The organism is Caminibacter sp. (assembly GCF_053999135.1).
The window spans coordinates 1-12,838 of the sequence record NZ_JBMXVQ010000024.1; the positions used below are offsets into that span (position 1 = coordinate 1).

Consider the following 12,838-nt stretch of genomic DNA (forward strand, 5'->3'; position numbering starts at 1 on the left):
TGTCCTCATAATAGTGCTTAAACCTTCTGTGAAACCAAAACCACTCCTCAGGTTTTTGCCTGATCATCTCCTCAATAACGTCGCTTTGTTTTTGGACGGATTTTTTTATATCCTCTTCGATAATAGGCTCTTTAAATATAAATTTATATTTGTCTTTATCCCTTTGCACAAAAACGGGGATGATAGGAATTTTAAACCTTTTTGAAAGCAGGGCGGCACTTGGGGTGTGAAGGGCTTTAAGTCCAAACATAACAACGTCTTCACCCTCTTTTCTTGCAGTATTTTGGTCAACTAATATTCCTATACTTCTTCCTTTTTTAATATCGGATATCAACTTTTTTAACGCCCCTTTTTTATTTACCGTTTTAATATTATATTTTTCCCTGCTAGTTTTTACAAAATAATTAACCAATTTATTATCCAAATCCCTAACTACTATTGTCATTGGTATATTCAATATACCTCCCAACACCCAAGGGATAATTTCCCAGTTACCGTAATGTGCGGTAATAAAAATTGCGGGTTTGTTTAAATATTTTTCAACTTTTTCCATTCCTACAAATTCTATCTTTTTCTTCAAATCATCCGCAGAAAGATTTCTGTTTTTAATAAGTTCTAATAAATTAAATGCAAAATTTTCATATACTTTTTTAGCAATTTCAATCTTTTTATTTTTTGGCATATCCGGAAATACTAAATCAAGATTGGTAAAAATTATTTTTTTTCTTCTTTTATCCAGCAAATATAAAACATTTCCTATTATTTTACTTAAACTCATCTACTTTCCTAATAATATTTTTCACATCCATTTTATCCATTATATCCAACCTTTTATTTATTTCTCCCTTTTGAATTTCCACGCTTTTGGAAAATTTATTTTCCAAAATTTTATTATTATACGTGCATCCGTAAAGAATTATATTTTTTACATTATTAGCCCATGCTATAAAACTAGGCCCCGTATCGTTTCCTATAAGCAAATCGCTTTTATCTATTAAAGCCTTCAAATCGTTTAAATTCAGCTTTACAGGATATGCCCCAATATTATCCGCTATCTTAAAAGCGCTTTTTTTTTCCTTTTCATTTGCATAAGGAATGATTATATTTTCTTTTAAATTTTGCCCTATCTCAATCCATATCCTATCAGGGACTTTTTTACAATCCCATGTAGCGCCTATAATAAATACAACATTTTTTTTATTACGACTTAAAAACTCAAACTCTCTATCTTTATAAAACAGTAATTTGGGATGATTTTTTAAATACTCTTCATCTTCAATTTCAAAAAGTTCAAGGTACCTCTCCACGGCATACTTTTTCTTAGATTTAACCTTTTTATTATAAAACAAAGCTGCTATTTTTTCTCTTGGATTTTCATATCCTATTAAATATTTACCGGTTATTTTACCCACAATTGCACTTTTTAACAAACCCTGCAAATCATATATAGTTTCATACTTTATGTTTTTAAGCTTTTTAATTTCACTTAATATTTTTAACTTTTCTTTTTTCACTTTTCTTAAATCTAAAGAAACTACATTTTCAATAAGAGGATGATAATCCAAAATTTCTTTAAAAGCACCATCTACGATAAAATCGATTTTCCTATTTAATTTAGGAAGAACAATAAGAGAATGAATAATATCCCCCATCGAACTAAGTTTCAATAAAGCTTCCATACATCCCTTTTTTTAGATAGAATAACTTTCCAAAATTATATCATTAAAAGGCATTTAAGTGTGGCAGTTTTTTAAAGAATATTTTCCTTATTATAAAAATTATAAAAAAGAAATAGTTATATCAATTGTAGGAATGATACTGGTCTCCGTATCAACTGCAGCCACTGCTTACTTAATAAAACCCGTCCTTGATAAAATCTTTATAGAAAAAAACGAACAGATGCTTTATATTCTCCCTTTAGGAATAATACTTGTATATTTTTTAAAAGGAGTGGGTACGGTATTGCAACAATATTACGTCAGTTATATAGGAGAGGATATTGTAAGACAAATAAGAGATAAATTTCTCTCCCACATTACAAATCTTGATTTAGATTTTTTTAAAAAAACACATTCCGGTGAACTGGTCAGCAGAGTAATAAACGATATAAACAGAATTCAAAACGCCGTTTCAAACTCCATAGCAAATATGTTAAGAGACATTCTTATGGCAATTTTTCTACTTGGTGTTGTTATTTACCAAAATCCGAAACTTGCTTTTTTCGCCCTTATAATTTTACCTCTTATGATTTATCCCATAAGCGTAATTTCAAAAAAACTTAAAATACTTTCAAAACAGGCTCAAAGTAAAACAGCGGAATTAAACCAGCATTTAAGCGAAATTTTTAAAAATATAGAAACAATTAAAGCTTACAACGCACAAAAATACGAAACGGATTCATTTAAGAAACATAACCTCAATTACTTAAAAATAAATCTTAAAACAATAAGGACAAGGGCATATTTAATTCCTGTTTTAGAACTTTTAAGCGCTACTACAGCCGCAGTTGTAATTATAATCGGGGGAAAAGAAGTTATTGAAGGAAAAATGAGCGTAGGAGCCTTTTTTTCATTTATGACGGCTCTTTTTATGCTGACCGACCCTATTAGGCGATTATCTATGACATATTCAAAACTTCAAGACGCCATTGCCGCTCATGAAAGATTAAAAGAGATTTTAGGTAGACTCCCTAAAATAAAAAGCGGACAAAAAGAAATTAAAGAAATAAAAAACATAGAATTTAAAAATGTAAGTCTAAAATACGGAGACAATTATGCCCTTAAAAACATATCTTACAAAACCGAAAAACCTAAAATAATAGGTTTAGTAGGAGACAGCGGAGGAGGAAAAAGCAGTTTTGTAAGCCTTATAGAACGGTTTTATGACCCTGATGAAGGAAAAATATTAATCAATAATGAAGATATCAAAAACTACAATATACACCTACTAAGAGAAAAAATAGCCTATATTCCGCAAAATATCCATATTTTTAACGATACAATTGCCGCCAATATAGCTTACGGAAAAAAAATAGATGAAAAAGAAGTAAAAGAAGCTTTAAAAAAAGCAAATCTTTTAAATTTCGTAGAAACTCTTGAAAATGGCATTTATACAGTGTTAAATGAAGGAGGAAGCAACTTAAGCGGAGGACAAAAACAAAGAATTGCCATAGCAAGGGCTTTATATAAAAATCCAGATATTCTAATCCTTGATGAAGCCACAAGCGCCCTTGATAATAAAAGCGAAGCCGTAATTATGGAAACAATTGAGAATTTAAACAATAAACTGGTATTTATAGTGGCTCACAGATTATCTACAATAGAAAACGCTGACGAAATTTTGGTATTTAAACAAGGTCAAATTATCTGTAAAGGAAAAAAAGAAGAACTTTTAAAAAACTGTGAAGAATTTAAAAAACTTTATAAGGTAAACTATTGAAAAAAAAGTATAATCTTTTTAAAAACGCCTCATACGCCCTGCAAGGAGTTTTAACACTTCTTAAAGAAAAAGCTTTTTTGCTTGAAATTTTTTTTATAATACCGCTTTTATTTTGGCTTTGTTTCTTAAATTTAACAATTGTTCAAAAATCGGTTATGATTATGAGTTTATTTACTGTTTTAATAGCTGAAGCTTTAAATACCGCCGTGGAATATACCGTAGATTTGGTAACTGATGAGTGGCACGAATTTGCAAAAAAAGCAAAAGATACCGCAAGTGCGGCAGTTTTTTTCAGTATCGTTCAAGCGGCAGTTGTCTGGGGAATAAATCTATTCCTTTCTTAAAACCTTATCACTTATAAAATCTGCTAAACTGTTCGATTTAAATTCTTTAAATTTATCTCTGTTTTTATCAAACCATTCAACAAAATCGCTTTTCCCGTCATAAAATTCAAAAATTTTTTTTATTTTACCGGCTTTACTCCATGGAAGATACATATATTTAAGTCTCAGTTCCTTTTTTATAGCCCAGTTTTTATCACGCCCCTGCAGCAGATGCCAAAGAACAGCTACAAAACCGGTCCTGTCCGCCCCGGCTTTACAATGAAAAAGAAGAGGTTTTTTAGAAGTTTTTAAAATTTTTTCAAGTTTAATATATTCCTCTTTAGAAACGCTTTCGGGTTTTCGGGATTTAATGGAAACAGTATGATATTCAACACCCATTTCTTTGCATATCTTCTTTTCAAGCCTGTAAAGATAATTTTTATTGTCTCCTCTTAAATTAATAATCGTTTTAATGCCGTATTTTTTTATAATTTTTTTTAATCTCCAAGGCAGTATCTGAGCGCTTCTGTAAACCCCGTCATCCACTTTATGAAAATTAACCCAAAAAAGATTTAAAAAATTATGTTCTTCCGTTAAAATTCTAAATATATCTTTCAATTTCATCAAGTCTCTTTATAAGTTTCATAGGTGTAAGGGCATAGTCAGGTTCGTAGTTTCCGGCTATGGAATGAGCCAAGGATGCATGAATTGTAGCTTTTAAAGGATGCCATCCCTGAGCCAACAAGGCACCTATCATACCTGCTAACACATCCCCGCTTCCTCCTTTTGCAAGTGCGGCGCTTCCGTTTGGGTCAATGTTTAATTTTCCGTTAAAAGCGATTATTTTATTTGCACCCTTTAACAGTAAAACTGTTTTGGGATATTTTTCGCTGAATTTTTGGGCAAGTTCAAATCTGTTTTGTTGAATATCCGATACACTGTATTCTCCAAAACCGCTAATTTTAAGAAGAGAGGCAAACTCTTTAGGATGCGGAGTCAACACAATCTTATCTTTTTTTAAAAATTCTTTTATTACATCTTTATAAAACATATCGGCATCAATAACCATCGGAATATCAAGCTTTAATATATTTTCCATCTCATCGTCAAAATGATTATTAAGTCCCATGCCAAACGCCAACGCGCTAAATCCTTCTATATGATGGGAATGCATAATTTCATAAGGTATATTTATCTTATCATCATGACTTACAATGCTGACAAGCCCCGCTCCAAAATTAAAAGCGGACATTGCAGCCATAATTCCGGCTCCCGGCTTTTCTCCTACCAAAACTCCCAAATGACCGTAAGAACGTTTATGTGTATTTTGTTTTTTTCTATATGGAAGGGTTAAATCGCGTTTTTCCCATACGTAATAATCGGTTTTACCTCTGTATTTTGAAAAACTGACTCCAAGATTTGCAAGTTTGATTCTTCCTACGTAATCTTTTGCCGCGTCTGCGTAAAGGGAAAGCTTTTCAGCTCCCATCGTAACGGTAACGTCCGCTTTAAAAGCTACCGGTCTTAAATTACCGTTATCGTCTATTCCGGTAGGAATATCACAAGCCAGTTTAAAAGCGTTTACGTTATTCATCTTTTTAATAAGACATACTATCTCTTTTGGCAAATCTCTTTTTAATCCGCTGCCGAAAACAGCGTCAACCAAACATTCACATTTATGATATTCCTCTTTAATTTCTCCTCCAACAGCTTTAAATCTCTCAAGCTGCAGCTTCGCCATATCCGATTTAACCCCAAGCGGCAAATAAAGATTTACTAAATAATCTCCATGTAAAATCCTGCCAAGAGTTATTCCATCAGCTCCGTTGTTTCCGGGACCGGAAACTATATTAACCACGCTTCCCTTAGGAACGTTTTGATAAATTTCCAAAGCCATTTCATAAGCGGCATGTTCCATTAAAATATCTTCTGTTAGTCTGTATTTTTCATAACATTTTTTGTCAAAAGAATATACTTCTCTAAATACAGGCTTCACTTTTTCCTCCTGAATTTCAAAGCTTTTAAAACGTCTTCTTTTTTTATTTTATTTCTTTTTTTGGTATTTGCCACCGTTTTTGAAAGTTTACAGATATTAAATTCGCTTCTTTTACTCAAATCAAGATTCTTAACGGCTTTTTTAATTATATCATATGCTTCGTTTTCCAAAGAAAATTTAAAATTTTCTTTCAAATTGGCATTAAATTCTCCCTTTTGCATTTCAAAAGCCGTCAAAACCTTTTCAAACATCTCTTTACTAGAAATACTTGATTCATCTTCATCTTCAATCATCTGATGATAAATTTCTATTCTGTCATACAAAGGTTCACTAATTCTGTTTTTGTATCTTCTGATTTCCAAATCGGTACACCTGCACTCCTTAAAAGGGCTTAAAAGATTACCGCAAGGACATGGATTCATAGCAGAAGCAAACAAAATATCCGTTTCATATTCTATTTTGGAGTTTACCCTGCTGATAACCATTTTCCCATCCTGCAAAGGAAGCCTCAAATTTTCTAAAATATCTTTTTGGAAATATGGAAGCTCGTCAAAAAACAGCATTCCTTTATTAGCAAAAGCAATTTCCCCTATTTTCGCTCCCCTGCTCCCTCCTCCGAAAATAGCCGATTTCGTACTTGAATATATGGGATGCCTAAAAGGCCTCTTAGGAGAAAAATCAACTTCTTTTCCTTCAATAGCTTCAAGATAGGCTACTTTAAGTATGTCATCAAGACCCATAGGGGGCATTATTTCTTTTAGCCTGTTTATTATCATAGATTTTCCAACTCCGGGACTTCCTTCAAAAAGAAGATTATGAAATCCGCTTGCGGCATATAAAGCGGCTTCTTTTGCCCCTGTTTGTCCTAAAACATCACAAAAATCATCCTCAAACTCGGCATCATAAAAATATTTTTTACCCTCTATTTTAATAAAATCGTAATGAATTTCGCTTTTTTCAATTTTTCGGGGTTTAAATTCGTCAAACTCGCTTAAATGGGAAAAAGCGTATACTTCAACTCCGGGAATATTACCTACCTTTTTTGCGCTTTCAATGGGAATAATTACTTTTTCAGGTCTTAAAGATAAAATAAGAGGAAAAATTGAAGCGGTATCTTTAAGCGCCCCGTCAAGTCCAAGTTCTCCAAGGACCATATATTCGTCTAAATTTATGTCCGTATTATGATAAAGAATACTTAACGCTATAGGTAAATCAAAATGGCTGCCCTCTTTTTTTAAGTCGGAAGGACTTAATGAAATAACAATTTTTAAAGGAGGAAAAGAATAATCGTTGTTTAAAAGAGCGGATTTCACTCTTTCTTTACTTTCCTGAATAGACTGAGAACCAAGACCGACTATAGAAAATCCCGGAAGAGCTTTAGTAAAAGAACTTTCAACTTCAACTACTCTGCCTTCAAACCCGTTAAGAGTGGAAGAAATTATTTTTTTCGTTTTTGTTTTTGTTGTTTTAATAGTTTTTTCCACTCTTTTTCAAATTTTTTTCTTTTAATATAATCTAATCTTTCTATAAAAAGATGCCCGTCAAGATGGTCTGTTTCGTGTTGAAAAGCCACACTTAAAAGACCTTCGGCATCCATAATATGCTCTTTTCCGTATCTATCAAAAAATTTTACTTTAACGGTTGCGTATCTTTCCACTTCGTCAAAATAATCAGGGACACTTAAACACCCTTCCGTATCTTTATGAATACCATCCCAAACCAAAAACTCAGGGTTTATAACTTCAATTAACGTATTCTTAGACTGTTTTCCTTCTTCATCCCCTATATCTATAATAAGAGCCCTTCTAGGAACCCCAACCTGTATAGCCGCAAGTCCCACGCCGTTTTTGGCAATCATTGTTTCATACATATCGTCAAGAAGTTTATGAAGTTCCTCATCAAATCTTTCAACGGGTTTTGAAATTTGTTTTAAAATTTTATTAGGATATGTCACAATATCTAAAAGGGGCATTATTTACCTTCATATACAATATAAAGTATATTTTCTTTTTCCGCCTTTTTCATAGCTTCAAGGGCACTTGCCACATACTCATCAGGCGTTTTTTTCTCTTTCATTTCAACAACACCCGCTACAATCTGAAGTTCTAATTCTTCACCTTCTAAAAATACAGCCGAATTGCTTATCATATCGGCAAGCCTCTCAACCGTTTTACCGGCTCCTACTCTATCAGTGTGTCTTAGAAGCATTGCAAAAATTCCGTCTCCAAGATGGGCTACAACATCCGTTCTTCTTGAAGTTTTTAAAATAATTTTTGCAATACTTCTATTTGCAAGTATCCTGCTTTTTTCATTTAAAAGTTTTTTGGCAATTTCATCTTTTAATTTTATAGTTACAATAGAACTTGTATGAGCAAACTTTTCTATTAAAGATATCTCTTTTTTAAGAATTTTTAAAAAATAATTTTTGTTATAAACCCCGTATCGTTGGTCAAACATAGAATTGCTTTCGATATCCTTTACTATTTCTACGTTTTTTGCGTAAAGCTGTTTTACGGTTTTTAGTTCATTTTCCATCTTAGAATAAATATTGTCAATTTTCACAGAAAGCTGATTTAATATTTTTTCCATTGCTTTAGGAGAGGTTATATGAGAAATCTCTTCAAGATGTTTTTTTATCAAATCTTTTACAGAAGCGGAAATTTTATACATTAAAGCGGTGTGTTGAAGGAGCTCTTTTGAATATTTAAAAGAAACTTTAAGTTTTTTTTCAAGCTCAAAATCTTTTTCTAATTCATTACTCTCTTCAATCGACATAAGCTCATAAACCTGTTTTCTGAACTCAAGCGGCTCTTCGTCAAGCATATTTAAAAAATATATTTTGTAATAATAAGGAATAGGAGGAGTCCCCTCCTCTATTATTTTATCCAGTACTTTCTTAGCAAACTTCTCTAAAGGAGTTGTCGCATCACTTAAATCAGGAGCCGTAAAAGAAGTTGAATATTTATTACTACCCATCATATCTCTCTTTTTTTAAGAATTTTATCAATAAGTCCGTATTTAAGCGCCTCTTCAGCACTCATAAAAAAGTCTCTTTCAGTATCTTTTTCTATTTTTCTAACGCTTTGTCCCGTATTTTCAGCCAAAATTTTATTGAGCTCTTTTTTCATTCTTAAAATCTCTTTTGCATGAATTTCTATATCGGTTGCCTGTCCCTGAGCTCCACCAAGAGGCTGATGAATCATAATTCTGGCATGAGGGAGTGCAAATCTTTTGCCTTTTGCCCCGCTGCTTAACAAAAACGCCCCCATACTAGCCGCCTGCCCCATACAGATAGTTACGACATCCGGTTTTATATAATTCATCGTATCGTAAATGGCAAATCCGCTGGTTACAACGCCTCCTGGGGAATTTATATAAAGATAAATATCTTTTTCGGGATTTTCAGCTTCCAAAAACAGCATCTGAGCCACTATAAGACTGGCAGTATGGTCGTTGATTTCCCCCTGAAGCATAATAATTCTGTCTTTGAGAAGGCGGGAATAAATATCATAAGCCCTCTCTCCTCTTCCCGTTTTTTCTATAACGGTAGGTATTAAAACACTCAACTTTTAACCTTTTCATCCAAAAGTTTATTTAACAGTTTTTCTTCTACAAGATTCATTTTAAGTACAGGTATAAGTCCGTTTTCCTGATAATATTTTATCATATCTTGAGGATTTTGTCCCTGCATTAACGCTTCATAAAAAATAATTTGAGAAAGTTCCTCATCACTAACCTCAACACCCTCTTTTTTAGCTATAGCATCTATAATAAAAGTAAGTTTTACTCTCTCTTTTGCTTCGTCTTTAAACTTATTTCTAAATTCTTCAAGTTTTTCAGGATTTGTCTGAAGTTCTTTAAGCTCGGCCGGAGTTAGTTTTGCGGCTTCATTACCTACGATAACTTCAATTTCCTGTTCTACTATATTTTCAGGTAAATCTATATCGTATTTTTCAACAAGACATTCAAGAATTTTCTCTTTTAAAGGCGCATACGTTTCTGCTTTTTTCTTTTGAAGAATAGAATTTTTAACATACTCTTTCAAATCCTCAACCGTAGCGTTTTCATTATTTAAATATTTTTTAGCAAGGTCGTCGTTAATCTCAGCAGGTACTTTTTCCTGAATTTCCTGTAAAGTCACCTCAAATTCCGCTTCTTTTCCGGCTAACTCTTTTGCCCCGTAATTTTCAGGAAACATTACTTTTATTTTTCTAGTTTCCCCTACTTTCATACTCTCAAGCTGCTCTTCAAACCCGGGAATAAAACTTCCGCTTCCTATTTCAAGAGGATAGCTCTCAGCACTTCCGTTTTCCATCGGTTTTCCGTTGATATATCCTTTAAAATCAATTACAGCTATATCACCTTTTTCAAGAGTTTCTTTATTGCTTATTTTTGTTGTTGATTCCGCTTTTGCTATATTTTCAAGCTCTTTTTGAATTTCCTCTTCACTAACTTCCGGAAGCTCAACATCAGGCACGCACTCTTTATAAGAATCGTCTATATTTATTTCAGGTTTGGTATAAACGTTGATTTCAACATCTATTCCGTCTTCTTTTTTATCAAATTTGGTTACTTGAGGTTCTCCGATTACATCCACAGCGCCAAGCTGTTTAATCCCTTCATCAAGAACTTCTCTTACAGCTTCGCTTACGGCATCTCTTTCTATTTCATCCGCATATATTTTTTTAACTACTTTTACAGGAACTTTTCCTGGTCTAAATCCTTGGATTTTCGCTTTTTTAGCTATTTCTTTAGCTATTTTCTCTTTTTTCTTTTCTAAAGTCTCATTATCTATTTTAGCTTTAATAACACTATTAGCAGAATCTATTTTTTGTACTTCAACCATTAATATTCCTTTTTTAAAAGGTATAATACCAAAAAAGTTTACAAAACTCAAAAGGATGGATTATGAGCGTTGATTTAAAAAAAATAGAAACCGCTACAAAAATGATTCTCGAAGCCATAGGGGAAGATGTAAACAGAGAAGGTCTTATAAAAACTCCTAAAAGAGTTGCAAAAGCTTTTGAAGAAATATGCAGCGGTTATTCAAAAAATCCAAAAGACGTTCTTAACGAAGCTTTATTCGAATCAAGCAATAACGAAATGGTAGTAGTTAGAAACATAGAATTTTATTCAATGTGCGAACATCACATTCTTCCATTTTTCGGAAGGGTTCACGTAGCGTACATCCCGGACAAAAAAGTAGTGGGACTTAGTAAAATCCCAAGAATGGTGGAAGTTTTTGCCAGACGTCTTCAAATACAAGAACAGCTAACAGAACAAATAGCAGATGCTATTATGGAAGTTGTTAAACCAAAAGGCGTTGGAGTGGTTATACATGCCAGACATATGTGCATGGAGATGAGAGGAGTCAAAACAAAACACTCTTATACTTCAAGCAGCGCCCTTAGAGGTATTTTTCTTGAAGAAAAAACAAGAGAAGAATTTTTTAATATAATAAACGCACCAGTTCAGACTCATTTTTAGGAGAATTGATTGACCCTAAAACACATAAAAGAAACTATTAAACAAAAACCCCTCTCAAAACCTTTCGGGTTTGTAAAAAAAATAAACCCGATTAACCTTATAGCAACCGGCCTTAGTCCCAGTATAGGGGATATAGTAAAAATTTCTTCAAAAAACAAAGAGGTTTTAGGAATGGTAACGGGAGTTGAAGAAAAAGAATTCATTGTAACCCCGTTTTCTTTTCTTGAAGGTATAAAAATAGGGGATAAAATATATCTCGACGAAGGAGGCATGGAAGTCCCGGTAGGAGACGGTCTTCTTGGAAGAGTGGTTGACCCTCTTTTAAGACCTATAGACGGAAAAGGACCAATAATATACAAAACAAAATATCCTATTATCAAAAAGCCTATCTCCCCCCTTGAAAGAGGCGTAATTAACGAGGTTTTTCCTACAGGGGTAAAAGCCATAGACGGACTTTTAACATGCGGAAAAGGTCAAAAACTCGGAATATTCGCCGGAAGCGGTGTTGGTAAATCCACCCTTATGAGTATGATAGTAAAAGGAAGCGAAGCCTCAATCAAGGTTATAGCCCTTATTGGAGAAAGGGGAAGGGAAATTCCCGAATTTATAGAACATAATTTAGGAGGGGATTTAACTAATACGGTTATAATAGTGGCTACAAGCGACGACAGTGCCCTTATGAGAAAATACGGGGCTTTTTCAGCTATGACGGTTGCCGAATACTTTAAAGACCAAAAAAAAGACGTACTGTTTTTAATGGACAGCGTAACCAGATTTGCCATGGCCCAAAGAGAAATAGGACTTGCTATGGGAGAACCTCCAACAAGCAAGGGATATCCTCCAAGCGCCATTATGCTTTTACCCCAACTTATGGAAAGAGCCGGAAAAGAAAAAAATAAAGGCTCCATAACCGCTTTTTTTACCGTTCTTGTAGAAGGAGACGATACTTCTGCAGACCCGATAGCCGACCAGGCAAGGTCTATTCTTGACGGACATATTTTATTAGACAGAGAACTTACCGATTACGGAATATATCCTCCTATAAACATCCTTAAATCCGCAAGCCGGGTTATGAGCAATGTAGTAACCCCGGAACATCTGCAAAAAGCCCAAAAATTTAAACGTCTTTATGCACTCCTTAAAGAAAATGAAGTATTAATAAGAATAGGAGCTTATCAAAAAGGTGTAGACCCCGAACTTGACGAAGCCATAACCAAAAAACAGGCTATGGAAAACTTCTTAAAACAGCCGCCAAATCAGCTCTTTAAGTTTAAAGAAACCTTGAAATTACTCAAATCTATTGTATAATTTTTTAAAAAAAGCGAGTCAGAATGCTTGATATTTTAAATGAGGTGCGAAATGTCGGTTTAAAACAAAAATTTTAATTAAAACCCAAATTGCTCCCTTATTAATTAAATTTATAAGAAGCCGCCTTTTATAACCTTAATTAAAAAATTAAAAAAAATTACTTAATAAAAATTATCTTATAAAAAACCGAACTTCTTACAAAAAGGATTTTAACATACTTTATTTGTTCTTTTTAATAAGTTTCAAAAAAATAAGAAAAAATTATTAAAAAGTAATAAAAATTTTA

At 33.1% G+C, this 12,838-nt stretch carries 13 protein-coding genes; 4 read left to right on the forward strand and 9 right to left on the reverse strand.

Translation table 11 applies throughout. The features are described 5' to 3' along the window. A partial coding sequence (locus tag ACXJH6_RS02015) for a lipid A biosynthesis lauroyl acyltransferase (protein WP_456470101.1) occupies nt 1–778 on the reverse strand: 778 nt, incomplete at its 3' end. Continuing rightward, the gene (locus ACXJH6_RS02020) at nt 765–1,679 is read right to left on the reverse strand and encodes a glycosyltransferase family 9 protein (RefSeq protein WP_456470102.1); all 915 of its coding nucleotides are present in this window, start codon (nt 1,677–1,679) and stop codon (nt 765–767) included. The genes ACXJH6_RS02020 and ACXJH6_RS02015, both read right to left, overlap by 14 nt. Nucleotides 1,680–1,737: 58 nt before the next feature. Between ACXJH6_RS02020 and ACXJH6_RS02025 the strand changes: the two genes are divergently transcribed. Next, nucleotides 1,738–3,438, forward strand: a complete 1,701-nt coding sequence (locus tag ACXJH6_RS02025) for an ABC transporter ATP-binding protein (RefSeq protein WP_456470103.1) — start codon at nt 1,738–1,740, stop codon at nt 3,436–3,438. Then, nucleotides 3,435–3,782 (forward strand): diacylglycerol kinase, encoded by a 348-nt coding sequence (locus tag ACXJH6_RS02030; protein ID WP_456470104.1) that lies wholly within the window; start codon nt 3,435–3,437, stop codon nt 3,780–3,782. The genes ACXJH6_RS02025 and ACXJH6_RS02030 overlap by 4 nt, the downstream gene beginning before the upstream one ends. Here the strand turns inward: ACXJH6_RS02030 and ACXJH6_RS02035 are convergent. The 7 genes from ACXJH6_RS02035 to tig are packed head-to-tail and all read right to left on the reverse strand — an operon-like array spanning nt 3,768 to nt 10,603. Next, the gene (locus ACXJH6_RS02035; protein ID WP_456470105.1) at nt 3,768–4,385 is read right to left on the reverse strand and encodes a tyrosine-protein phosphatase; all 618 of its coding nucleotides are present in this window, start codon (nt 4,383–4,385) and stop codon (nt 3,768–3,770) included. The two genes, ACXJH6_RS02030 and ACXJH6_RS02035, sit on opposite strands and share 15 nt — an antisense overlap. Further along, complete coding sequence (locus ACXJH6_RS02040; protein ID WP_456470106.1) at nt 4,363–5,757, reverse strand: NAD(P)H-hydrate dehydratase; 1,395 nt, start codon at nt 5,755–5,757, stop codon at nt 4,363–4,365. The genes ACXJH6_RS02035 and ACXJH6_RS02040 overlap by 23 nt, the downstream gene beginning before the upstream one ends. Next, nucleotides 5,754–7,241, reverse strand: coding sequence for a YifB family Mg chelatase-like AAA ATPase (locus ACXJH6_RS02045; protein WP_456470107.1), 1,488 nt, complete (start codon nt 7,239–7,241; stop codon nt 5,754–5,756). Before ACXJH6_RS02045 ends, ACXJH6_RS02040 begins: the two co-directional genes overlap by 4 nt. Beyond that, nucleotides 7,196–7,729 carry a peptide deformylase gene (gene def, locus ACXJH6_RS02050; RefSeq protein ID WP_456470108.1) on the reverse strand — a complete coding sequence of 178 codons (534 nt, stop codon included), beginning with the start codon at nt 7,727–7,729 and terminating at the stop codon, nt 7,196–7,198. Before def ends, ACXJH6_RS02045 begins: the two co-directional genes overlap by 46 nt. Beyond that, the gene (locus ACXJH6_RS02055) at nt 7,729–8,736 is read right to left on the reverse strand and encodes a diguanylate cyclase (protein WP_456470109.1); all 1,008 of its coding nucleotides are present in this window, start codon (nt 8,734–8,736) and stop codon (nt 7,729–7,731) included. Before ACXJH6_RS02055 ends, def begins: the two co-directional genes overlap by 1 nt. Then, nucleotides 8,733–9,323: an ATP-dependent Clp endopeptidase proteolytic subunit ClpP gene (gene clpP, locus ACXJH6_RS02060; protein ID WP_456470110.1), complete on the reverse strand. Its 591-nt coding sequence runs from the start codon at nt 9,321–9,323 to the stop codon at nt 8,733–8,735. Before clpP ends, ACXJH6_RS02055 begins: the two co-directional genes overlap by 4 nt. After that, entirely contained in the window at nt 9,320–10,603 is a 1,284-nt protein-coding gene (gene tig / locus ACXJH6_RS02065) for a trigger factor (protein ID WP_456470111.1), read from the reverse strand. Before tig ends, clpP begins: the two co-directional genes overlap by 4 nt. A 62-nt stretch (nt 10,604–10,665) precedes the next feature. Between tig and folE the strand changes: the two genes are divergently transcribed. Beyond that, entirely contained in the window at nt 10,666–11,244 is a 579-nt protein-coding gene (gene folE, locus ACXJH6_RS02070) for a GTP cyclohydrolase I FolE (protein WP_456470112.1), read from the forward strand. Nucleotides 11,245–11,253: 9 nt separating this feature from the next. Then, the gene (gene fliI, locus ACXJH6_RS02075) at nt 11,254–12,552 is read left to right on the forward strand and encodes a flagellar protein export ATPase FliI (RefSeq protein ID WP_456470113.1); all 1,299 of its coding nucleotides are present in this window, start codon (nt 11,254–11,256) and stop codon (nt 12,550–12,552) included. The last annotated feature ends 286 nt before the right edge of the window (nt 12,553–12,838 follow it).

What these genes read in the sequence shown, in the direction of transcription:
- ACXJH6_RS02020 (WP_456470102.1), bottom strand. Translation starts at nt 1,679, where the DNA reads ATGGAAGCTTTATTGAAACTTAGTTCGATGGGGGATATTATTCATTCT.
- ACXJH6_RS02035 (WP_456470105.1), bottom strand. Translation starts at nt 4,385, where the DNA reads ATGAAATTGAAAGATATATTTAGAATTTTAACGGAAGAACATAATTTT.
- def (WP_456470108.1), bottom strand. Translation starts at nt 7,729, where the DNA reads ATGCCCCTTTTAGATATTGTGACATATCCTAATAAAATTTTAAAACAA.
- ACXJH6_RS02055 (WP_456470109.1), bottom strand. Translation starts at nt 8,736, where the DNA reads ATGATGGGTAGTAATAAATATTCAACTTCTTTTACGGCTCCTGATTTA.
- tig (WP_456470111.1), bottom strand. Translation starts at nt 10,603, where the DNA reads ATGGTTGAAGTACAAAAAATAGATTCTGCTAATAGTGTTATTAAAGCT.
- folE (WP_456470112.1), top strand. Translation starts at nt 10,666, where the DNA reads ATGAGCGTTGATTTAAAAAAAATAGAAACCGCTACAAAAATGATTCTC.